Source organism: Streptomyces sp. NBC_01498, from assembly GCF_036327775.1.
In the GTDB taxonomy this organism is placed as follows: Bacteria; Actinomycetota; Actinomycetes; order Streptomycetales; family Streptomycetaceae; genus Streptomyces.
Genome location: NZ_CP109598.1, coordinates 3,369,176 through 3,391,582, shown reverse-complemented (window position 1 = coordinate 3,391,582; position 22,407 = coordinate 3,369,176). Strand labels below are relative to the sequence as shown.

17 protein-coding genes are annotated in these 22,407 nt (G+C 71.6%); 11 read left to right on the top strand and 6 right to left on the bottom strand.

The features are described 5' to 3' along the window. Positions 1-172: 172 nt before the first annotated feature. The 3 genes from OG875_RS14385 to OG875_RS14375 all read left to right on the top strand — a co-directional run bounded on the left by OG875_RS14385 (position 173) and on the right by OG875_RS14375 (position 3,863). Positions 173-772 (top strand): hypothetical protein, encoded by a 600-nt coding sequence (locus OG875_RS14385; RefSeq protein WP_330174629.1) that lies wholly within the window; start codon positions 173-175, stop codon positions 770-772. 436 nt (positions 773-1,208) lie between these two features. Then, a complete protein-coding gene (locus OG875_RS14380) occupies positions 1,209-2,519 on the top strand; it encodes a peptidase (RefSeq protein WP_330174628.1) in 1,311 nt (436 codons plus the stop codon). 249 nt (positions 2,520-2,768) lie between these two features. Next, positions 2,769-3,863, top strand: a complete 1,095-nt coding sequence (locus OG875_RS14375) for an ABC transporter substrate-binding protein (RefSeq protein WP_330174627.1) — start codon at positions 2,769-2,771, stop codon at positions 3,861-3,863. A 178-nt stretch (positions 3,864-4,041) separates the two neighbouring features. Here the strand turns inward: OG875_RS14375 and OG875_RS14370 are convergent, their stop codons facing one another. Continuing rightward, complete coding sequence (locus OG875_RS14370; protein ID WP_330174626.1) at positions 4,042-6,066, bottom strand: PA14 domain-containing protein; 2,025 nt, start codon at positions 6,064-6,066, stop codon at positions 4,042-4,044. 174 nt (positions 6,067-6,240) lie between these two features. Between OG875_RS14370 and OG875_RS14365 the strand changes: the two genes are divergently transcribed. Both OG875_RS14365 and OG875_RS14360 read left to right on the top strand, forming a co-directional pair. Further along, the gene (locus tag OG875_RS14365) at positions 6,241-6,951 is read left to right on the top strand and encodes a response regulator transcription factor (protein ID WP_330174625.1); all 711 of its coding nucleotides are present in this window, start codon (positions 6,241-6,243) and stop codon (positions 6,949-6,951) included. Further along, positions 6,948-8,537, top strand: a complete 1,590-nt coding sequence (locus OG875_RS14360) for a sensor histidine kinase (protein ID WP_330174624.1) — start codon at positions 6,948-6,950, stop codon at positions 8,535-8,537. The genes OG875_RS14365 and OG875_RS14360 overlap by 4 nt, the downstream gene beginning before the upstream one ends. A gap of 19 nt (positions 8,538-8,556) precedes the next feature. Here the strand turns inward: OG875_RS14360 and OG875_RS14355 are convergent, their stop codons facing one another. After that, positions 8,557-9,801 (bottom strand): DUF1501 domain-containing protein, encoded by a 1,245-nt coding sequence (locus OG875_RS14355; RefSeq protein WP_330174623.1) that lies wholly within the window; start codon positions 9,799-9,801, stop codon positions 8,557-8,559. 14 nt (positions 9,802-9,815) lie between these two features. Beyond that, a complete protein-coding gene (locus OG875_RS14350) occupies positions 9,816-11,381 on the bottom strand; it encodes a DUF1800 domain-containing protein (protein WP_330174622.1) in 1,566 nt (521 codons plus the stop codon). 232 nt (positions 11,382-11,613) lie between these two features. On the opposite strand from OG875_RS14350, the gene OG875_RS14345 reads away from it, so the two are divergent. The 3 genes from OG875_RS14345 to OG875_RS14335 are packed head-to-tail and all read left to right on the top strand — an operon-like array spanning position 11,614 to position 13,396. Beyond that, positions 11,614-12,558 (top strand): DUF5996 family protein, encoded by a 945-nt coding sequence (locus OG875_RS14345; protein ID WP_330174621.1) that lies wholly within the window; start codon positions 11,614-11,616, stop codon positions 12,556-12,558. Between the two features lie 53 nt (positions 12,559-12,611). Continuing rightward, a complete protein-coding gene (locus tag OG875_RS14340) occupies positions 12,612-13,070 on the top strand; it encodes a VOC family protein (protein ID WP_330174620.1) in 459 nt (152 codons plus the stop codon). 50 nt (positions 13,071-13,120) lie between these two features. Beyond that, positions 13,121-13,396: a hypothetical protein gene (locus OG875_RS14335; RefSeq protein ID WP_330174619.1), complete on the top strand. Its 276-nt coding sequence runs from the start codon at positions 13,121-13,123 to the stop codon at positions 13,394-13,396. Here OG875_RS14335 and OG875_RS14330 read toward each other — a convergent pair. Then, a complete protein-coding gene (locus OG875_RS14330) occupies positions 13,360-14,568 on the bottom strand; it encodes a serine hydrolase domain-containing protein (RefSeq protein ID WP_330174618.1) in 1,209 nt (402 codons plus the stop codon). The two genes, OG875_RS14335 and OG875_RS14330, sit on opposite strands and share 37 nt — an antisense overlap. Before the next feature lie 423 nt (positions 14,569-14,991). On the opposite strand from OG875_RS14330, the gene OG875_RS14325 reads away from it, so the two are divergent. Beyond that, complete coding sequence (locus OG875_RS14325; RefSeq protein ID WP_330174617.1) at positions 14,992-15,912, top strand: trypsin-like serine peptidase; 921 nt, start codon at positions 14,992-14,994, stop codon at positions 15,910-15,912. A 163-nt stretch (positions 15,913-16,075) separates the two neighbouring features. Here OG875_RS14325 and OG875_RS14320 read toward each other — a convergent pair whose 3' ends face one another. Beyond that, positions 16,076-17,407 carry a CARDB domain-containing protein gene (locus OG875_RS14320; RefSeq protein ID WP_330174616.1) on the bottom strand — a complete coding sequence of 444 codons (1,332 nt, stop codon included), beginning with the start codon at positions 17,405-17,407 and terminating at the stop codon, positions 16,076-16,078. 245 nt (positions 17,408-17,652) lie between these two features. Beyond that, positions 17,653-18,531, bottom strand: a complete 879-nt coding sequence (locus tag OG875_RS14315) for a PIG-L family deacetylase (protein WP_330174615.1) — start codon at positions 18,529-18,531, stop codon at positions 17,653-17,655. A 521-nt stretch (positions 18,532-19,052) separates the two neighbouring features. On the opposite strand from OG875_RS14315, the gene OG875_RS14310 reads away from it, so the two are divergent. Next, positions 19,053-21,290: an NACHT domain-containing protein gene (locus tag OG875_RS14310; RefSeq protein ID WP_330174614.1), complete on the top strand. Its 2,238-nt coding sequence runs from the start codon at positions 19,053-19,055 to the stop codon at positions 21,288-21,290. Between the two features lie 226 nt (positions 21,291-21,516). Further along, the gene (locus OG875_RS14305; RefSeq protein ID WP_330174613.1) at positions 21,517-22,221 is read left to right on the top strand and encodes a hypothetical protein; all 705 of its coding nucleotides are present in this window, start codon (positions 21,517-21,519) and stop codon (positions 22,219-22,221) included. Positions 22,222-22,407 lie beyond the last annotated feature (186 nt).

Genomic DNA, 22,407 nt, shown 5'->3' with positions numbered 1-22,407 from the left:
CGAAATCACGGGGGAAGCGGGTGTGCCCGCCCCGTTCGGTATGCCGTGCAAATTACCCGGAGGATTGGTGATGCTGCCGTGAGTGGGAAGCGTGCACAAAGGGAACGTGGCTGTGCGTTTTCGTGATAGAGTCCTATTGATTCACAGGACGCCACGAAAAAAGGGGAATGGCGTGAACACCGAGAAGGTTACGGCTCGACGTCTTACGGCCGAAGAGGTTGCGGAGTTGGGCCTCCAGGATCATATCTTCGTCTCGGCGGAAATGGATGGCCTTCCTCTCGACTGCTATGCCCCGGCTTTTCTCACGGAGCCGGGTAAGAACTTCGAGGGAGGGTCCTTCACCGCGAAGACCGTCTTCGGTCAGGAAATCCACGTTCTCCCGGACAGCGCCGAAGAACGCGGAATCTGGGTCGCCGACAAGGCGGGAGAGGAAATCGAGGTTCTCCAGGGAGCCGGTGTCCTCCTGAATCTCGCGCTTTTCGTTCCCAACGGAAACCGGGAATCCCTGGATTCGCTCTACACCGCCGCCCGCGACGCATTCGGCGCCGGAATCGTGCAGCGCTGGAGCGAGGAAGTCGTGGACGTTCCGGACGTCAAGGTCGACCTCTTCGAGGAGCCGGCCCGGGGCCGGAAGAACTCCGGCGGTCAGAACCGTGACCGCCGCGCCCTGGACATCTACCCGACCCGCGTACGGTTCCTGGAGCCCAGCGACGGCTGGAAGTTCGTCGTCGAACCGCACAAGGAAGTCGTCGACGAGACGCCCACGATCTGACCTTCTGATCCGACGGCGGGTCGGTGACTGTGCCGACGGCCTGAATTCCCTCGTGGTCGCGCACGCACGCGCGAGGGCGGCATCGCGAGCGAGTCGCGGCGGATCGGCCACAACGCTCGTCCACAACGCTCGGCCGGGGTTTCCCCGGCCGAGCGTTTCGCGTCCCCTTGCGCCGACCGACCCCGACCCTCGCTGCCCAGCCCCCGCCCCGCACGTGACATGGATCACCAAACTGTCCCGTGCACGGAAAGCAACTATCCCCATATGGGGCGATTTCCCGTCGTGTGAGTGCGGTGCGCCGTACGTGTCCCGTTCTTAACGTGCTTTCGGCAACGGTGTTTGCGGTCATACGATCACCGGCGAAGCCTGCGTGGGTTCATCCGCAGCGCTGCCTTTTACCTTTTGACACCGCATGTCGGACCCGCGAAGGACTCCGTTGAAGATTCGCCGCATTCTTGCCACGGCCGTCACCGCCGCCGTGACCACTCCCGTCCTCCTGCTTTCCGCCGGCCCGGCGCTGGCCGACGCCAATCCGTCCACCGCCTCGTCGCGGACACAGCAGGGCGCCCAGGTCAGGGTTTCCATCGAGGAACTGGAGAAGGCCGCCGAGAAGGCGCGCAAGGCGTACGACGAGGCCGTTGCCGCCCAGGAGGCCGCGTACGTCGTTCTCAAGGCCGCCCTTTCGGACGACGCGCCCCTCGCTGTCGCCGCGAAGCAGGCCAGGCAGGCCGCAGCTGAGGCCGCCACCGCCAAGGAGAACGCCGACAAGGCGCTCGCCGACGCCAGGACCGCGCTCGCCGCACTGCCCGAGACCGCGACCGACGAGGAGAAGGCGGCTGCCGAGAAGGCCGTCACCGACGCCGGGGCCGGGGCCGTGTCGGCCGCCGAGGCCAAGGCCGCCGCCGACGAGAAGGCCGCGGCGGCCGGCGTGGCGAGTGACGACGCCCGCGTCGCCGCCGCCAAGGAGTACTCGAAGGTCCAGAACGCCACCAAGGCGGCCCTTGAGGCGAAGGAGAAGGCCGACAAGGCGCTCGCCGACGCCAAGGAGGAAGCGGAGGCGGACCCGGACGAGCCGGAGTGCGTCATCGAGAGCGGGTTCACCACGGTCGTCACCGGCCTGCCGTCCAAGATCGTCGCGGGCTCCACGACCGACTTCTTCCTCCGCGTGAAGAACGGTACGAAGAAGACGCTGCACCAGGTCTCCCCGTTCGTCTTCTTCCACGCGACGGACAAGACCGGCTACAACGTCATCGACGGCGCCTTCCGCCTCCAGTGGTCGACCGCCGCCTCCCCCAAATGGAAGAGCGTGAACGACGGCACCGTCGGGTCCCTCGGCGCGCTGAAGGCCGGCGCCCGCGCCGACGTGAAGCTGCGCCTGAAGGTCGACGCCAAGGCCCCGGCCGGCGACGGTCTCGCCTTCGTCGCCGGTGACTACGTCAACAACGACGAGTCCTGCGGCGGCAACTTCCCGACCGAGTACGCCTTCGAACTGCTCGCCGCCGGCAGCGCACCCGGCGACGTGGACGACGCCGAGCCCGGCAAGTCCACGCCGACGGCCCCGAACACCGAGCCGCAGGGCGGCACTTCGGCCACCTCGGTGGACGCGGCCGGCACCACGGGCTCCCTCGCCAGCACCGGTTCGTCGTCCGTGCTCCCGCAGTTGGCCGCGGCAGCCGGAGCGGCCGTGGTCCTCGGCGCCGGGGCGGTCGTCCTCGGCCGCCGCCGCAAGGCGGACTCCACTTCCTGACACGGCGTCAGCCGACCGTGCCCCAGCGAAAGGGCGCCCCTTCCCGGGGCGCCCTTTCCGGCTGTTGACCGCCCACAAGGCGGGCGCGCGCGGCGACGGCGTCTCCGGAGTCCGTGCCGAGGCTCACCCCCCTGCACTCGCACCTGTGTCCCGTGTTCCGTGTCCCGCAGGCCAATCTCCGCCACAGTGAGGTGAGATGAACGCGTACCGCCGGAACCGCCGCGTGAATCCGAAAGGAGAGAGCACCGCATGACCACGCCCCCACCCTCCCGGGAGTCGACCGTCCGGATCGGTGTCCTCGCCCCGCTGACCCGGCCCGGCTGGGCCGAGGCGGGCCGGCACCTGGTCGCCGGAATGGAACTGGCCGTTCGCGAGGTCAACGACGCCGGCGGGATCGGCGGACGACCACTCGAACCGCTGATCCGCGACACCGCCGCCGACCCCCGGCGCGCCGAGGCGGCCGTGGACGAGCTGGCACATCTCGGCGCGGTGGCCCTGGCGGGGGAGTACCACAGCGTCGTCGCCCGCGCCGCCGCCACCAGGGCCGACGCCCTCGGCCTGCCGTTCCTCTGCTCGTCGGCGGTGCTCGACGCGCTCACCGAACAGCCCACGGAACGGGTCGCGCGCCTCGCCCCGGCGCAGTCCCACGGCTGGCGGATCTACGCGGACTTCCTCCTCGCGGCGGGCCACCGCCGGATCGCCGTGGCGGCCGAGCCGAGTGTCTACTGGGCGACCGGGACCCGGATCCTGCGCGACCACCTCGCGCCGCGCGGCGCCACCGTCGCCGAACTCGACATGCGTGCCCTCACCTCCGCCGACGTCGGCGACGCACTCGTCGAGCAGCGCGCGACCGCCCTGCTCCTCCTGGTCGGCCACCCGGAACCGGCGGTGCCGATCGTCCGGTCCGTCCGCCGTGACCGGCGCCTCGCCGACCTCATGATCGGCGCGCCCGCCGGACAGCCGGAGTTCGCCGAATGGGCGGCGTCGCTGGGCGCGGAGGGCGCCGGGATCCCGTTCCTGCGCTATCTGCCCGAGCAACTCGGGCCCCTCGGCGTACGAGTCGACAGGGCCCTTCGCGAACTCCTGTCCGCAGCACCGTCGTTCGTCGCCTTCGAGGGCTACGACACGATTACCGTCCTCGCCGACGTGCTGCGTTCCCACGGCACGGACCGGGCCCGTGTCGCCGACGCCTGGCCGCACGTCGCGGTCGAGGGCACCCGGGGCCGGATCCGGTTCTCCCGTACCCCCGGCATCGGCGTACGGCAGTGGACATGGGCCCCGGTCCAGGTGGTCGACCGGGATCCGGCGGACCCCGACCGCTTCCGGGTCCTCCACACCGCCTGAGCGACCGCGGACGCCCGCCCCGCCCCCGCCCACGCCCGCCCCGCCCTCGCCCACGCCCTGCCCGGCGCACCCCGCCCACGCCAGTCCCGCACGCCCACCCCCCCCCACACACACACCGAAGGGCTCATCGAACTCGCCGATGAGCCCTCCGAGTCGCCACTCCTCCGTGAGCCCCCGCTCAGCCCGCCGTCGGCGCCAGCACGGTCCAGTCCGCGCCCGGAGCGGTCTCCGTACCGTCGGCCAGAACGGCCGTCACCCAGTAGTAGTGGGTGGTGCCGGAGCCCGCCGAGGTGTCCGTGTACGACGTGGCCGGCGTGGACGCGTTCGGGTCCGCACCGGTCAGCGGCGCGTACCGGCCCGCCGCCCGGTCCCAGCGGTACACGCGGTAGCCCGTCGCGCCCTCCACGGCGTTCCAGGACAGCTCCACCGTGCCCCGGGTCCCTGTCCCGGCGCTCAGGCGCAGGGGCGAGCCCGGGGGTGTGGCGACCGTCGGCGTCAGGTCCAGCGCGGTGACGATCCTGACGTCCGCCGTCCTGGTCGACCGGTAGTTCGAGTTGCCGCTGGTGTCGACCGCGTCGATCCAGAAGCAGCGCTCGCCGCCGTCGGGCTTCCCCGGGTACACGAAGTGCGTGGTGGACTTGTCGACGTAGGCGTACTCCGCCCCGCTGCACATGGTGTCCTCGTCGTCGCGCAGGACCTCCCCCGCGTACACCACGTAACGCGCCAGGTCGGGCTCGGTGTTCGCCTTCCAGCCAAGCTTGATGCCGTACTCGGTCGCCTCGGCGGTGACCGCGCCGACCGCCGCCGGCGGGGTGAGGTCACGGTCGGAGGCGAGCGTGGTGACGGTCGCGGTGGCGGAGGCGGCCGACTCCTGGCTGCGGTCGTCGTAGCCCTTCACCACGTAGTGGTACGTGGTCCGGTCGGCCGTGCCGGCGTCGGTGCAGCCGTACGACGTCCCGCCGTTGGCGGGGGTGGCCGACCGCCCGCCGCACCGCACCGGCTCACCGCTGGTGTCCACCGGCAGCGACGTGGAGCGGTAGATGTGGAAGCCGTAGTACTTCCCGCCCGTGGCCGGGTCGACCTTCCAGGTCAGCGCCGCCCGGTTGCCGTCGGCCCGCACGGTGACCTCGTGCGGCGCGGCGATGGGTCGCGTCGCCTGCGCGGTGGCGGACCCGGAGGAACGGCCGGCCCCGTCGATCGCCTTGACCAGGTACGTGCGCGGATCGGACCGCGGGGCCGCCGTGTCGGTGAGACCGGTGGCGGTGGTCGTGCCGAGGGACCGGCTGCTGCCGTTGGCGGCCCGCGACTCGACGGCGTACTTGACGGCGCCCGGCACCGCCTTCCAGGTCAGCTTGTTCCCGCCGTCCAGGCCCTGTGCTGTCAGCCCGGTCGGTGTGGTCACGGCGACGCCGGCGACGGACACGTCCGCGCTGCCCGTGGAGACGTTGCCGGCCTTGTCGTACGCCCGGACCTCGTAGGCGTAGGTGCGACCGGCGACCGGGGGCAGGCCGGCGTAGGAGGTGCCGGTGGTCGTCAGGACATGGGCCCACGTGGAGCTGCCCGCGTCCCGCCGGTAGACCCGGTAACTCGCCAGGTCCATCTCCTTGTTGGCGGCCCAGGACACCACGGCTTTGGCGGTGGCGTTGTCGAGCCTGCCCGTCACCGTGCCCGGGGCGAGCGGCCGGACCTTGTCGACCGTGGCGGTGACGCGCGGGGCGTAGGAGAACTTGACGTTCGCGGAGCCGGTCCACGCGACGAAGTCGACGCGCAGGGTGTGCTTGCCCGCCGGAACGGTGAGATTGAGGGTCTTGCTCTGCGTGCTGGAGACGTTCTTCCACACGTCGACCTTGCGGACGCCGTCGAGGTAGACGCGGATGCCGTCCTGGGTGGCGGCGGAGAACGTGAACGGGCCACCCGAGCCGAAGTCGCGGGTGAGGCTCCAGCGCACGGCGAAGTTGTCCCGGGGCAGGGTGACACCCGCCGGGTCACCGGTGCCGTAGTTCTCGCTGATGGAGCTGTCACAGGTGGTGAGCTTGGGGGTGCCGGTGAAGGCGGTGTTGGCGTAGAACTGCGCCTGCCAGGTGGGCGAGGCACATGTCACGGCCGCGACGGCCGGGGTCGACGCGACGCCGAGCAGCGTGCCCGCGACGGCGCAGACGACGCCCGCCGCGCCGACGGCATTCGACCGGTGGTGGGGTCTCACAGAAAGGGGCTTCCTTTCGGCCATGATCAACGGGGTGTGGGAGTGGCGAGAAGATGACCCTCCGGAGCCCCGTTTGGTTGTAAGCCCGGTCCCGCCGCTTCCTGACGACCGCCCCGCGACCTGGTCGGCACACGCGGGGGACACCACACGGGCCGAGGTGTCAGGATGCCTGCCATGAGGGCAGACAACGCGTCGCCGGGCAGCGGGATCCGGCTGCTGGTGGTGGACGACGAACCGGCCATCCTCGACGTGCTGGCGACCTCGCTGCGGTTCCTCGGGTACGAGGTGACCGAGGCGGCGACCGGACGTGCCGCGCTCGCCGCCGTACGGGAGCACGCCCCCCACCTGGTGCTGCTGGACGTGATGCTGCCCGACCTGGACGGTTTCGAGGTGGTCCGGCGGCTGCGGCAGGGGGGTTCGGAGGTGCCCGTGGTCTTCCTGACCGCCCGGGAGAGCGGCGCGGACGTGGTGGACGGACTGGATCTGGGCGCCGACGACTACATCACCAAACCGTTCCGGCTGGCCGAAGTGGCCGCGCGGGTACGGGCGGTGCTGCGCCGCGGCGAGGGCCGGACCGCGCGCGGCGTCCTCGGCTGCGCCGACCTGGAGGTGGACACCGACACCTACGAGGTACGCCGCGCCGGGCGGCGCGTGGAGCTGTCTCCCACCGAGTACCGGCTGCTCTGCCATCTCCTGGTGAATCAGGGGCGGGTGCTCACCCATGAGCAACTGCTCGAACACGTGTGGGACTTGGGCGACGGCGACCCGGGCGTGCTGAAGACGTACATCTCCTATCTGCGCCGCAAGCTGGACGCGCGGGGGCCGTCCCTGATCGAGACCCGCCGCGGCATCGGCTACACCCTGCGCGCACCGGACACCCGGTGAGCCCCCGCCGCGCCGGGCGTCTCGCGCCACGGCCCCGCTCCCTGCGCGGGCGCCTGCTGCTGGCCGTCCTGGCACTCGCGGCGACGGTCCTGCTCGCCCTCGACGCCGTCGTGTACGGGGCCCTGAGCGGCTACCTCACCGACCGCACCGACATCACGCTCCGCGCCGTACGCCACCGCGTGGCCGAGCAGTTGACCGCCTCCGGGCCCGGCGGGACGCTCGGCAACGACGTACGGCTGCTGGGCGCCCCGGAGTTCTACCTCCAGCTGCGCAAACCGGACGGCAGCGTAAGGGAGTTGGCACCGGGACTGCGGGACCCCGCCGACGCCGCCCCGGCGGTGCCGGACCCGCTGCCGAAACCCGGCGGCCGGGAACCGGTCACGGTGGGCTCGACACAGCCGGGCGGCCCGGAGTACAGGCTGCTGACCCAGCGGATACGGGGCCGGGGCACCCTCGTCGCGGCCGTGCCGCTCGACCAGTCGCAGGGCACGCTGCGACGGCTGCTGATCGCCGAGGCCGCCGCGACGGGCGGCGCGCTGGTGCTGCTGGCCGGTGCCGGACTGTGGATACTGCGCCGGGGCCTGCGACCGCTGGAGACGATGGCGCACACCGCCGACACCATCGCCGCCGGACACGCCGCGGGCCGGGTCGCCCCGGCGGGCGAGGACACCGAGGTCGGCCGGCTCGGCCTAGCGCTCAACACGATGCTGGACAGACAGCAGGCCACCCAGGACCGGCTGCGCCGGTTCGTGGCCGACGCCTCGCACGAACTGCGCACCCCCGTCACAGCCGTCCTCGGCTACGCCGACCTGCACCACCAGGGCGTCCTCGCCGTGCCGGAACAGCGGGAGCGCGCGATGAACGGCATCACCACCGAGGCGCTGCGCATGCGTCGCCTCGTGAACGACCTGCTGCTCCTCGCCCGGCTGGACACCGTGCCGGCCGGGGAGCACCGCCCGGTGGACCTGGCCGTGATCGCCCGCGACGCGGTGGCCGCCGCGCGGGTCGTGGATCCCGACCGGCCGCTGGAGGTCCGTACGGGGGAGGGGGCCGTGGTGCACGGGGACGCGGAGCAGTTGCGGCGCGCGGTGGACAACCTGCTGGCCAACGTACGCAACCACACCCCGGCCGGGACGCCGGCACGGATCACGGTACGGCGGGTGCGCGCATGTTCGGATGACGCTCCGTCATCTCATGCTCCGGCGGGACGACTTGGGAACGCCAGCGCCCCCGAGGACATGGCCGTCGCGCGTGAACCCACCAGACTCGAACCCGCCAGACTCGACCTCACCAGACTCGAACCCACCACGCGTGAGCCCACCACACGTGAACCGGCCGGGCCCGAACCGGTCGTCGAACTCGAAGTGGCCGACGAGGGCCCGGGGATCGCGGCCGAGGCGCTGCCACGCGTCTTCGACCGCTTCTACCGCGCCGATCCCGCCCACAGCGGCGAGGGCAGCGGGCTGGGACTGGCGATCGTCGCGGCGGTGGCGGAGGCGCACGCGGGCACCGTCGGTCTCACCGGCGCGGAGGGCCGGGGCACGCGCGTGACCGTCCGCCTGCCCCCGTGCCCGGCGGACAGATGAACGGAGCGCGGAGGCAGGGTCACAGGAACGCCAAGGTCCTGTCGTGTCCGTCCAGGATCTTCGCGGGGTCGGTGTCCAGGACGTTCCGCAGCAGTGTGGCGTACACGTCGCGGAAGTCGGTCGTGGTCCGCAGGTCGTCGTCGGTGAGCGAGGCCAGGCTCGGCTGGTCGCCGTAGAAGCCGCCCTTGACCGGCTCGCCGAGGACGAACACCGGTCCCGAGGTGCCGTGGTCGGTCCCCTGGCTGGCGTTGGCCTTGGGGCGGCGGCCGAACTCCGAGTACACGGCGACGACGACCTTGCGGCCCGCCTCCGTCTTCCGTACACGCTCCATGAACCGCCCCAGATCGGCGTCGAGTTGACCCAGCAGCCGGGACTGCGTGGCCTTCTCGTTGGCGTGCGTGTCGAAGCCGCCGAGGCTCACGCTGTACGCGCGGGTGGACACCCCCGCCTCGATCGCCCGTGCCACGACGTCGAGTTGAGCGCCGAGTTGACCCTGGCCGCCCGCGGAGGCCCCCTCGTTCCCCTCGTCCTCGTCGCGGGGCTCGTTGGGGTCCTGGGAGTCCGGCTCCTTCTCGCCGCCGAAGGCCGAGACGACCTCGGTGAGATCGGCCAGCGACGTCCCGGCCCGCTTCAGCAGGGGATGGGCGTCCTCGCCGACGCGGGACAACTCGGCGCAGGTACGCCGCCAGGCGTCCGGCAGCGCCCGGCCCCCGAGCCGTACGGCCGCCCCCGCCGTGGTCTCCCCGGCCATCAGCGGCGGCAGGGTGGCGCCCACGGAGACGCCCTTGAGCGGGTCGCCCCCTCCGGCGTGGTCCAGCCAGCGGCCCAGCCAGCCCGAGGGCACGGGGCCGGACGGCGAGGCGGTCTGCCAGATCGCCATGGAGCGGAAGTGACTGTGGTCGGGCTTGGGGTAGGATACGCCGCGCACCACGGCGAGCCGCTTCTCGTCCCAGAGCTTCTTCATGCCCTTCAACCCCGGGTTGAGGCCGAGCCCTTCGCCCAGTGCCAGGACCTCGTCCTCCCCGTACGCGAGATCGCCCCGCAGGTCCCGGTAGTGCGAATCGGCGGCGGGCACCAGGGTGTTGAGGCCGTCGTTGCCGCCGTAGAGGGTGACGAGTACGAGGGTCGAGGCGTCCGCGTCCGGCCCGCCGGAGCCGGTCGCGAGCAGCTCGTCCACACCCCATGCGGTCACCCCGGCGGCGAGCGCGGCGCCGCCGATCACCCCGCTGGTGGTGAGGAACTTGCGTCGGGTCCAGGTGTCCACGTGCGCTCTCTCCTTCAGCTCAGTACGAGGTGTTCGGGGGCGGTCAGCGCGACGGCCGTGACATGGCGCGGGTCGCGCGCGGCGGCGGTGAGCACCGCACGGGTGGTGTCGCCCCAGCGTCCGACGCCGAGCTTCCGGGCCAGCAGCTCCGGGCGCTCCTTGGCGGAGGCGTCCTCCACGTCGCTGAGATCGGCCCGCCGTACGAGACCTTGCGCGAAGCCGATCCGTACCTGCGCCGCGGCCGTGGTCAGCCACGCGGCACCGGCCGGCCAGCCGCCGACGCTCTCCGGCGCGAACGGCACCTGGCCGAGCCCGGCCAGGGTGCGGGTCAGCAACTGCCCGCGTACCTTCTCCGGCAGTTCCGAGGGCCGTACGCCGAAGGCCCGCAGGCTGCCCACCACGTACTCGATCGGCTGCTTGACCAGCACGTTGTCTGCGTCCGCGAAGGCCTCGTCGGTGAACAGGGCCCGGAACAGGGCGGTGCTGTCGCGCCGCTCGCCGTAGGCCGCGACGATCCGGGCCAGGGCCGCCTCCGACGGCTTGTTCTCGTTGCTGACCAGCGCGCGCCACATGCGTCCCGCCACGTGGGCGCGGGAGTCGGGGAGGCTCACCAGGTGGTCCACGAGGGTCAGGGCGGTGAAGCCGGCCTTCTCACCGACGACGGTCCGCGGCGCCGGGTCGTGCCGGCGGGGCTGGAAACGGGACTCCCAGGGGTGGGCGTTCCGGTCCAGTGTCCAGCCGGTGAGGGCGGCGGCGGCCTCGCGTACGTCGGCCTCGGTGTAGTTGCCGACGCCGAGCACGAACAGCTCCATCAGCTCCCGGGCGAGGTTCTCGTTCGGGGCCTTCGCGGTGCTGCCGTCGGCATCCAGCCACACCATCAGCGCGGGATCCACGACCATGGCGCGGGCCAGCGCGCGGAAGTCACCGCCGCCGAGGCGCCGCAGCGTCTCGTTCTGCCGAAGCATCGCGGCACCGGACTTCACCTTCTGGATGGAGGTGGCCCAGTGGTTGTGCCACAGCAGTGTGCGCTTCTCCTCCCACGGGTGCTCGGCGGCCACCATGCGGTCCAGCCACCACAGCGTCACCTCCTCGCGCTGCTGCTTGAGCGCCTGACGGAACTTCTTGCGTACGGGGTCGGCCCCGGCCCCGTCTCCTGTCCCGTCTCCGGTCTCCGCACCGGCCCCGGTTTCCGCACTGGCACTGGCGCCGGCGCTCGGCTCGTCGTCGGGGTCGCGGGCGCCGTCGGGGTCGCCGGAGCCTTCGGTGGCGCGGGCGCCGTCGCTGTCACGCGCGCCGTCGGACTCCTCTCCGCCGGGTGTCCCGCGGGGCCGGCCGTTCCTGCCCTTCCGCTTCTCCAGGCGCTCCTCGGCCTTGGCACTGCGCGGCGGCAGCGGCCCCAGCCGGGGCACGGGCGTCAGGTCGGCCCCGGGATCCCGCGCGGTGGCCAGCACCCGGTCGAGGGTCGCGTCGAAGCCGGACCTCTCCGCGGCGTCCACCGCGTCCGGACCCGCGTCGAATCCCGTGCGCTGGAGCAGGCGCGTGACCCGCTCCCTGGTGTCGAGTGTCCGTCCCATGACCATGACCGCGAGGATGCCGGACGTCCGTCCCAACAGGGTCGGCGGACGGTGGGAATCCGGTGTGAACGCCCGAGCCCCCCGGTATGAACGCCCGAGCCCCGCCGGAGCGGGCGACCGGTCGGCGGGCGTCCCCGGGCGCCGCTGTTGCGGGGGAGCGGAACGCTGCGCAAGGTGGAACGGGGGAGACCGGCGACACGGAGAGACGTCCGAAGCTGCCGAGCAGAGGACCACGATCATGGGAACGACGGAAACCACCCGGGCCGGGGCGGCCTGGCCCCGGCTGCGCGTCGACGACTGGGCCGAGACCCGCGACACGCTGCACATGTGGCTCCAGATCGTCGGCAAGGTCCGGCTGGCCCACGCGCCGCTGCTCAACCACTGGTGGCAGGTGGCCCTCTACGTCACTCCCCGGGGGCTGACCACGTCCGCCGTTCCCTACGGCGCCGGGGCCTTCGACATCGAGTTCGACTTCGTCGACCACACGCTGCGGCTGCGCGGCAGCGACGGCGGTGCCCGCGCCGTCGCCCTGGAGTCCATGCCGGTGGCCGATTTCCACAGCCGGGTCGGGCGGGCACTGGAGGAACTGGGCGTACCGACGACCATCCAGGACCACCCCAACGAGGTCGAGCCGGCGATCCCGTTCTCCGCCGACTACGAGCACCACACGTACGACCCGCGTGCGGCGCACCTGTTCTGGCGCCAACTCCTCCAGGCGGAGCGGGTGTTGAGTGCCTTCCGTGGCGAGTTCGTCGGCAAGACGAGCCCGGTGCACTTCTTCTGGGGGGCGATGGACCTGGCGTGCACCCGGTTCTCCGGCCGCCGCGCCCCCGTCCATCCCGGCGGCGCCCCGAACTGCGGCGACTGGGTCATGGTGGAGGGCTACTCGCACGAGCTGAGCAGCTGCGGGTTCTGGCCCGGAGGCGGGGACGAGGGGGCCTTCTACTCGTACGCCTACCCCGAACCGCCCGGGTTCGCCGACCGCCCGGTCACCCCGTCGGACGCCTTCTACAGCCGGCCGAACGGCCAGTTCCTGCTGCCGTACGAGTCGGTACGCACCGCCCCCGACCCGGACCGTACCCTCACCGGCTTCCTGCACAGCACGTACGCGGCGGCGGCGGACGGGGCCGGCTGGGACCGCGCGTCGCTGGAAACCGATCCGGAGCGCTGGTCCGACCGCTGAACGTCCCTCCGGCGGCAGACAGCACTCACGACCCGAGTGGAAGGACACCTCTCATGACCTCCCGTGACGACTGGCCGACACCCGAGCACGGCCTGGTGCTGACCCACTTCCTCACCGTGCGGGACTTCGCGGCCTCAAGCCGCTTCTACGCCGACATCTTCGGCGGGCAGGTGGTGCTGGAGGGGAACCCCGGCATCGTGAAGATCGCCAACGGCTGGATCATCATGAACGCGGGCGGCGGCCCCACCCCCGACAAGCCCGACGTCATCCTCACCGCCCCCGAACCCGGCGACCCGGTGTCGTCCTTCCTCAACGTACGGGTGGCCGACATCGCGGCCTTCCACGCCGAGGCGACCGCGAAGGGCGCCGAGTTCCTCACCGCCCCCCTCGACCGCGAGGCCGAAATCCGCTGCTACCTCAAGGACCCGGACGGCTACCTGATCGAGATCGGCCAGGCCACGGGCATGCTCGACGGCATCTTGGCGGACCAGGCGGACCCGGACCCGTCGTGAGCGGCTTCTGACCTTCTGGCCGCGGCGAGGAACTCGGGCTGCCCGCCGACATGGTCGCGGGCATCGCCCGGCAGGAGATCGGCGGCCGGCCGGGCTGTCTGGACGACATCACCGACGCCATCCGCGAACAGGCCGACGCAGACTTGGGGTTGAGCCCCGTCTCACCGGAGAACCTGCCGTCGCGCCTCGGCGGAGACCCGGACGAAACGTCCTTGACCCCGGTGCCGGTGCCGGTGCAGGTGCCGGTGCCGGTGTCCGAGGTGGCGAGGCCATGCCCGCCGGACACGGCCTACGGGCGGGGGCTGATCGCCCTGTCCTTGTCGTAGATGTTGTCCGGTGTGGCGACCGTGGTGATCGCCCGTGCGAGCAGGGTGGACGGCTCCTGGCCCTGGTACGGGATGTCCGTGTTGATCATGATGACCAGGGTGGCCTTCTTCGAGGGCAGATAGACCGTCACGGTCTCGTACCCGGGGATCGAGCCGTTGTGCCCGATCCATCCGTTCGTCTTGAAGATCCCCAGGCCGTAGCTGGTGCCGGGGAACCCGGTGGGCAGCGTCCTGAGCCGCTGCCGCTGGGTCTCCGGGCTGAGCAGCTTCCCGGTGGCGACGATCGGGGCCCAGCGGCGCAGATCGTGCAGGTCCGAGATCATCGCGCCGGCCGCCCAGGCCCAGCTGGGGTTCCAGTGCGTGGTGTCGGCGGTCTCGCCGCTCAGCGTCTGGTCGGTGTAGCCGTGCGGGTGCGGCACGGGGAACCGGGGCCCGTTCGGGAACAGCGTGTGGCGCAGATGAGCCGGGCCGAGCACCCGCTCGTGGATGAAGTCGGCCAGCCGGCGACCGCTGACCTTCTCGATCACCAGGCCGAGCAGGACGAGATTCGAGTTGGAGTACTGGAATTGCGTACCCGGCGCGAAGGTGTTCGGGTGCTTGAAGCCGTACGCGAGCGTTTCCCGGGGGGTGAAGTAGCGCTCGGGGTCGCTCAGCAGGGCCTGCGTGAAGTCGGCGTCCGCCGTGTACGGGAAGAGGCCGCTGCGCATCCCGGCGAGCTGACGCAGCGTGATCCGGTGGCCGTTGGGCACGCCGCGCACGTACGCGGAGATCGGGTCGTCCAGCTCGACCCGGCCGTCGTCCACGAGCTCCAGCAGCGCGGTGACGGTGAACGTCTTGGTCTCGCTGCCGATGCGTACGTAGGAGTCGGCGGACATCGGCCTGCCGGTGGCGGTGTCGGCCACGCCGGTCGCGCGGACGTAGCTGCCCCTGCCTGGCATCCACAGTCCGACGACGACACCGGGGATGCCCGCCTGCTCGCGGACCTTCTTGATGGTCCGGTCCAGCCGGGCGGTGAGCTCGGGGCCGAGACCGTCCGGCGTGGGGCCGACGGTGACGTGCCGGGCGGGCTCCGCGGCGGGGACGGCCGTGGCGGGAACGGCGGCGATCGGGGCCAGTACGGAGGCCGCCAGCAGCGCTGCGGCGACCAGACGGCGGGGGTGCGTACGTCGCATGCGGGACGCCTCTTCCGGAAGGGGGCGGACGGCCCGCCTCTCGGAGAGCGCGGACGGCAGAACATCACCACCGGGACCCCTGCCTCAAACCCCCTCGGCACCCGCGCGCCATGAACTCCACCCGTTCGGAGCCACCGGGGGGCCACCCGCGCGGCCCGCCCGCCCGCCCGGCCACGGTCACGGGTACGCGCCTGTCGGCGTACCGGCGTACTTGTGTCACAGATCATCGACAGCGCCAACCGGACGGGCGGGCCCCGGGTCTTGACGGGCGAACGGCCGACCCCGCCCGCAGCCAGTGCCGATCCGCACCGGCGCGTACCACCCGTAGCACCCGTACCGGCCCTCGCCACCCCGTACGGCCCGTCCGCAGCCCTACCAGCCGTACCAGCCGTACCAGCCGTACCAGCCGAGGAGACCCTCCCCATGTCCGAGACATCCACTTCCGTGGTCCGGCGCTTCCGTGGCCGGGCCACGGCACTCGCCGTGTTCGCTACGGCCCTCGCCCTCGCCGCCCCGATGTCGGCGGCGGCCGTGACCGACGGGACCCGTGCCGCCGCGCCCGACCCGGTCTCCGTCCTGAAGTACACCGCCAAGGAGCGCAAGGACGCCGTCGCCCACTGGACGCCCGCCCGTATCAAGGCCGTCGGCAAGTCCGTGGACCTCGGCCCGACCGGGCCGAAGGCCAAGCCGTACACGGGCACCGCGCTGAAGACCGTGGGGCGCCTGTTCTTCGTCAACTCGCGGGGCGCGGACACCTGGTGCACGGCCACCGCCGTCAAGAGCGCCAACCGCTCCGCGGTCATGACCGCCGCCCACTGCGTGCGGCTCGGTTCCTCTCCCGGCAACACCAACACCACGATGGTGTTCGCCCCCGGCTACACCAAGGGCAAGAAGCCGCACGGCGTCTTCGCGGTCCGCGCCGCCGCCACCCCCAAGACCTGGGTGAACGACTCCGTCGACGACATGGCCACCCTGGTCGTCGACCCCGACACCAAGGGCCGGAAGCTCACCGACGTGGTCGGCGCCCAGCCCGTCGCCTTCAACCGCCCCGTCGGCGCCACCGTCTCCGCCCTCGGCTACTCCGCCACCCGCCCCCAGCTCGGCGAGGAACTCCTGCGCTGCACCGGCAGGACGAAGCGGGAACACGGCACGCTGGTCATCCCCTGCGACCTGACCGGCGGCGCCAGCGGCGGCCCCTGGCTGGCCGACTTCAGCACCACCACCGGCAAGGGCACCCTGATCTCGGTCAACGCCTCCCTGGACTCCCTGACACCGACCAAGATGTACGGGGAACTGCTCGGGGCGACGGCCAAGAAGGTGTACGACAAGGCCCAGAACAGCTGACACGGGGCGACCGGCACTCCCGGGGCGGGAGCCACGGGACCCACGGGCGCCGAACTGTTCGACTGCGAAGCCGAGTTGCGGCCGTACGCCGAACACTTCCGCGCCGCTGCCCGGGTGGGTCCGCAGCACCCGCTCGGACGGTTGCTCCGGACCCACGGGCCGGTCAGTTGACGGTCAGGACCGCCGTGTTGTTCGTGCGGTCGGGGTCGAAGTCGAAGGGGTACTCGCCGAACTCGCCGAACTGGGGGTGAATGCTCACGGCGCCGGTCGCGCCGGGCACCACGGTGTCGACGCGCACGGAGAACGGGAACGTGTACAGGGCGTCCTCCAGCACCGCGTGCGGCAGGCGGCAGTCGTAGCGGGGGGCGCCCGTCCGCGTCGGGTAGTAGCCGCCGGCGAGGGTACGCGGGGAGCAGCCGGACGGCACGCCGGTGACCTTGGCGCCCCTGGGCACGACCAGCCGGACGGTGGCGACCGGGTCTCCGGAGCCGAGGTTGCCGAACCAGGCCGGGCCGTTGTTCCTGAACGTGAGCTCGGCCGTGGCCGTCGCGCCCGCCGCGCCGGAGACGGCGTCACCGGTCACGGAGAAGTCCGCGGTGTTCTCCACGCCGAACTGCGTGACCGTGTAGTTGTTCTCGGAGTCGAGGTCCTGGGCACCGTCGCCCGGCTCGACGTCGATGTCGAGCCGCTCGTTCAGCGCGTGCGGGGCGAGCCGCACCGTCAGCGGCTCGGGCAGTTCGAAGGAGTCGCCCGGGGCCAGCACCTCGTCGAACGCGCAGATCGCCGTGTTCCACGGTGGGCCGTCGCTGCCGTCCGTGGTGGTGTGGGTGCAGGCGTCGTACCGGGTCAGCTCTGTCAGGCCGTACGAGGCGTACAGCTTGAGGGTGAATCCGTTCGCGCTCTCGTTGCCGTTGTTGGTGACCTTGAACGGGATGGTCAGCTCGTCGCCGGGCTGACCATCCTCGATGTCGGTGACGGGGTCGATGGCGAGGTCGGGCCCGGCGCCGACGGTGAGCTCGGTGTCGAAGCTCTCCTGCGGCGCGGTGAGTGTGCCGCCGGGCCTGACCTTGGCCGTCGCCTCATAGGTGATCCTGCCCTGCGCGCCGACCTCGGCGCCGTCGGCCGCGCGCACCGTCAGGAACACCTGGTCCTCGTAGTCGCCCCCGATCGCGGGCACCACGGGGATGTCGCACACCGCGCTCGTGCCGCTCGGCGCGCAGTTGTCGGGCCAGGTCACCTCGGCGACCCCGACGAGCTCGGAGACATCGACGGTGAGCCTGCCGTCGATCACCGTGTAGTTGTCGTTGTCGTGGTAGATGCCGACGCCGAGGGTGAGGGACTTCGGCTGAGCGCCGTCGATGCCGCGCGGCAGCGTCCGCTCGGACGGCGGGTTGATCCACAGCTGGTCGCTCTGGAGTGCGTTGTTGTCGGCGACGTTGTCGGCGGACGCGGGCGCGGCCAGGCCGGCGGTCAGCAGACCGGCCGCCATTGCCATGGCGGCGCCGGATCTGAGACGTACCGGGCGTCCAGCAGAGAACAGTCTCATTGCCCCCCCAGGGGTGTGGTGACACGACTGATGCGCCGGTGGCCCGGCGCACCGGACGGATCATCACATGGCACGGGATCCAGTCGCGCCCCAATTTTCCCGGCCCTGCTGGGGAACCCTCGGAAACCGGCCAACCCCCCACTTCATCAGGGAACTTGGACCGGCGCGCCGTGCCACGACCCCGTTGTGCCGAGTCAGCGAAGTCCGGCGAAGAGATCGTTCTCGGGCAGGGCCGCGCCGGTGGTGTCCTTGACGCGTACGAAGGTCTCCGTGCCCATGAAGTCGCCGAACCTCTCCTTGCCCATCTTGAGGAAGAAGATGTTCTCGCCCTGACTGGCGTGCGCGGCCAGCGCGTCGTACTTCTGGCCGCTGAACGCGGTGGCGTCCACCCACGTGGTGATCTCGTCGTCGGGCAGGCCGATCTCGTCCATCGCGGCGACCTCGGCGGGATCCGGCTCCGGCATGTCCCCCTGGAACTCGCGCATGGTCTCGCCGAACCGCCGCACCATCGAGCGGGGCATCGTCGTCCAGTAGACCTTCGGTGTGAGTGCGGTGATCTCCGCCGTGGTCTCCTCCGGCGTGGTCTCCTCCGTCGCGATCATCTCCAGCGCCGCCATCGTGATGCGGTGGGCCTGGATGTGGTCGGGGTGGCCGTAGAAGCCGTTCTCGTCGTAGGTGACGACCACGTCGGGCCGGTAGTGCCGCATGAGTTCCGCGAGCCGGGCGGCGCCTTCCCGCACGGGGGTCCCCCAGAAGGATCCGGGGGCGTCGTTGCTCGGCCAGCCCGCCATCCCGGAGTCGGCGTAGTCCAGCATCTCCAGGTCGCTGATCTTCAGGACGTCACAGCTCGCTCTGAGTTCCTCCCGGCGCATCGAGGCGACGGCGACCGGGTCGTGGCCGGGGTCGCCCGGTTTGACGCCCCCCGGTCCGTCGCCGCAGCCGCCGTCGGTACACGTCACGAGGACCGTGCGGATGCCCTCCGCCGCGTATCGCGCGAGGATCCCTCCGGTGCCGGTGGCCTCGTCGTCGGGGTGGGCGTGTACGGCCATGAGAGTCAAGGGCCGGTCGGTCATGAAGCAGTCCTCCTGCGGAAGTACGTCATATGCGTCAGGCACGTGGTGTACGTGGTGTACGTGGTGTACGTCGGGTACGTGGTGTACGTCGTGGTCCGGTACCGGCGGGCGTATCGCGATCCTGGGGCCGGATCCTGGCGGGGAGGCCGACCTCACGGTCTCCCCTTTTCCCGCCGGCGCGCCGCCGGTCCCTCGACTGCAACCGTTCCGACCGGCCCGGCTGTTCCCGGCACGGCCGCTCGGCCTTCCGAATGTCGGATTCTCCACGCCGAGCCCTCACGCCGAGCGCTCACGCCGAGCGCTCACGCCGAGCGCTCACGCCGGGGGCGCCGCCGGGGCTCGTACGGCGGGACCGCGAGAACGTGGCCGGACCGCCGCGCGCGTCGAGGCCCACGAATCCCGGCGGCGCCCGGACATGAGAAATCCGGTCGAAGCCCGGACAGGAGCGCGGGCCCGTCGCACACTGTCTCCATATGTCAGGTCCTCTGCGGCCCTGACGGAAATAGGGGGGTGCGTACACCGTGAGCAGGTGGAAGATCCCGAGAGCTGACGTCACCAACTCCGGCGACGCGCGGGCCGAGGGACCCAACGCGTTCGCCAATACGGGCATCATCTGGAAGTTCACTCAGTATCTCGTGGCAGCCAAGCCTCCCCCCTGGCCCGAACAGGTCGCGGCGGCTGCCGAGTTCCTCGCGGGGCAGGTCCTCGACCGGGGAAGGGAACAGGAGCGTCGCCGGGGTATCGGTGATCCCTATCCGCTGCCGCTGCGGTGGCACACCGCACCGTCCGACCTTGTCGACCAGGTGGCCAACATTCGCGGGACGCAGCCCGGCGAGGAGCCTCGGTCGCTGGTTCTGGACGGTCGGTTCGGGGAGATCGCGACGGTGTACCGGACCGTTCCCTCCGGGCGGCTCGTCCTGCTCGGCGACGCCGGATCGGGCAAGAGCATCGTCGCCCAGCGGCTCGCCCTCGATCTCATCGCGACCCCGCTCACCGGATCGGACCCGGTGCCGGTCCTGTTCAGCGTGCGGTCCTGGAATCCGGTGGAGGACCGGCTGGTGGACTGGATCAGCGGTCAGATATTACGGGATTACCACGGTTTGACCGCTCTCGGCCAGGAGGGCCAGACTCTCGCGGCCGGGCTCCTGGAGGCTCGCCGGGTGATGCCCGTACTGGACGGGTTCGACGAGATGGCCCCGAGCCTCTACCGGGACGTGCTGCGGGAGCTGAACGCCACGGACATGCCGCTCGTGCTGACCAGCAGACCCGGCCAGTACGCCGCGGCTGTCGCGGAGGCGGGCGTGCTCAGACGCGCCGCGGCCGTTGTCCTGGACGACCTGACCCTGGACGACCTGGCGCCCTACCTTCCCCGGACCGCGCAACTCGCGACCGCCGACCGGTGGGACCTGTTTCTCACGCGGCTGCGTGAGGGACCCGAGGGACCGGGGGAACTCCCCGACGGATCAGGGGAATTGACGAGTACGGCGGCGGGTACGGCGCTGGCCACTCCCCTGATGGTCGGCCTCGCCCGCGCCGTCTACAGCAACGCCCGCCCGGACGGTCCTTCTCCCCTCGAACTCCTCGACGCGGAACGGTTCCCGTCGGCCGAGGCCGTCAAGTCCCACCTCCTGGAAGAGTTCCTGCCGGCCGTCTACGAACGGCGCCCGAACCGCCACCGGTCCCCCGGGGAGAGCCCGGCCGCCCCACAGTGGGACATCAGGGACGTACGCCGCTGGCTCGGCCACCTCGCCCGGCGCGCACCGGGTCAGGACCTCGATCTGGCCTGGTGGCTCATGGGGGACGACGTACCCAGATCGCGTCGGATACCCGTGTTCGCGGTGCTGGCCGGCCTTCTGGGCGCTCTCGCGGGTTTCCTGGTGTTCGGCCCCCCGGGCGCCCTGGCCGGTGCCCTGGCCGTGGGGGCGCTCGGCGCGGTCGTCGGCTGGAGCAGCGGGCCGGTGCCGGCCCGTATGGAGTTACGGACAGCGGGCCGGGCCAGGCACGCGCTGCCGCAACTCGTGACCGGGCTCACCGGCGGAGTCGTCGTCGGCCTCGTCGGCTGGCCCGCCGTCAGCGCGTGGGGCTGGCCCGCACTCGCGCTCGCGGGCGGGGTCGGCAGCGCCCTGGGAAGCGGTCTGTCGGGCTGGGCCCGGCACAGCGACCCGGAAGCCGAGGCCAAGCCCGTACTGCTCGAAACTCTGCTCGGGCTCGGGGGCGGGCTCGCGGGCGGATTCGCCGTGGGGCTGATCGGCCTCCTGGCCGACGCGCCCGTCGGCGGCTACGCGGGCTGGCTCGCGCTCGGAGCGACGATCGGCCTGGGCTTCGCCCTCGGGGCGGCGCTGCTGGCGCCGACCCGCAAGGAGACCGTGGTCACCCCGACCGAACTGCTCCTGTCCAACCGCACGTACACGGTCTTCCAGTCGATCACCATCGGGACCTCGTACGGCCTGGTCCTCACCGCCCTGGTCGGGCCGCTGTGCGGAATCGTGTTCGGGCCCGTCATCGGCCTGGCCTTCGGCGTGGGGGCGCACGCCTGGGGGCGGTGGCTGGTTCTCGGCCGCTTATGGCTGCCCCTGACCGGTCGGCTGCCCTGGCGGGCGTGGGTCCTGCTGGCGGACGCGCACGAGCGGGGGGTGCTGCGCCAGGCCGGCGCGGTCTACCAGTTCCGCCACGATCTGCTGCAACGCAAGATCGCGGCGGACGAGGCGAGGGACGAGGCCGGGCACAGGGCCGGGCACGGGACCGGGGGCAGGAACTGACGTCCCTGATCCGTGGGGGTTTCACCTCTCGGTGATGCCCGTATCGGCCTCACCCTCACCCTCTGGTCCGCTGAGGTTGTGGCCTCCGCTGCCGTACGGGACGGCGTCGGGGCGCGTCGTAGCCGGATGCCCGTCCGGACCAGTCGTGCCCGATCGCTGTCCGCGCCTGTCACCGATGTCAGCTGAGGCCCTTCCGGCACAACGGCGAATGTGCCAGCGTGAGTTGATGACTACGTCCTCACCCCCGCCGGGCAGCGACCACGGACGCACGGATCAGATGATCGTCCTCGGACTGGCCTGGCTGCGCGGCGCGCAGTTCGCCCTGTGGATCTGGGTTCCGGTGGTGCACGGGTTCGGCCGCTACGCGCCTGAGGTCTTCGTGATGTACGTCCTCTCCGCGGTCTGGTCGGCCGCTCTCTTCACCGTGGCGATCCGCCGCCACCGGCTCTCCCTGGGATGGGTGGCCGGCGATGTGGCGGTGGCGGTGGTGGGCGCGATCGTCGTCAGCCGTGCCTACCCGCCGGCCGAGGCGGCCTCGATCACCAACTGGGTGATCCCCCCGCTGTGCGGAGTCGCGGTCACCGCGGCGATATTCGGTGGTCGTTTCCGCGTCCCCGCCGTAGCGGTGGTGGTGGGCGCCTGGCTGGTGGGAGCGTGGCCCGCGACGGAAACCTCCGCAGCGCGGGAACTCTTCTCCAACGCCGCGATGATGGCACTCTTCGCCGTTGTCGCGGGAGTCACCGGCGCGCTCCTGGCACGTTCGGCCCAACACGACTGCCGCTGCGACGACTTGAGCGACGGAATTCTCCGGACCCTGGACAGCGTCGCCCGGGGCGATTACGACGACTCCCCCGAGCGCCTCAAGGATCTGTGCAGGCGGGACGCGGCGCGACTCCGAGGGGCGGGCGGAAACGCGGAAGGTACGGCGTAGGTACGCCGTCGCCCCGGGGCCTCGTCGAGCGGCGGCTCCGACCCGCGGCGCGGCCCGGAGGCGTGATCCGGAGGCGTGATCCGAAGGCGTGATGCGACGGCGTGATCCGGATTCTCGGAGTTCGGCGGTCCGCGGATGTCGAGAACGTGCCACCGGCTCCGTCCCAGGAGCATCGTTGGTACTGAC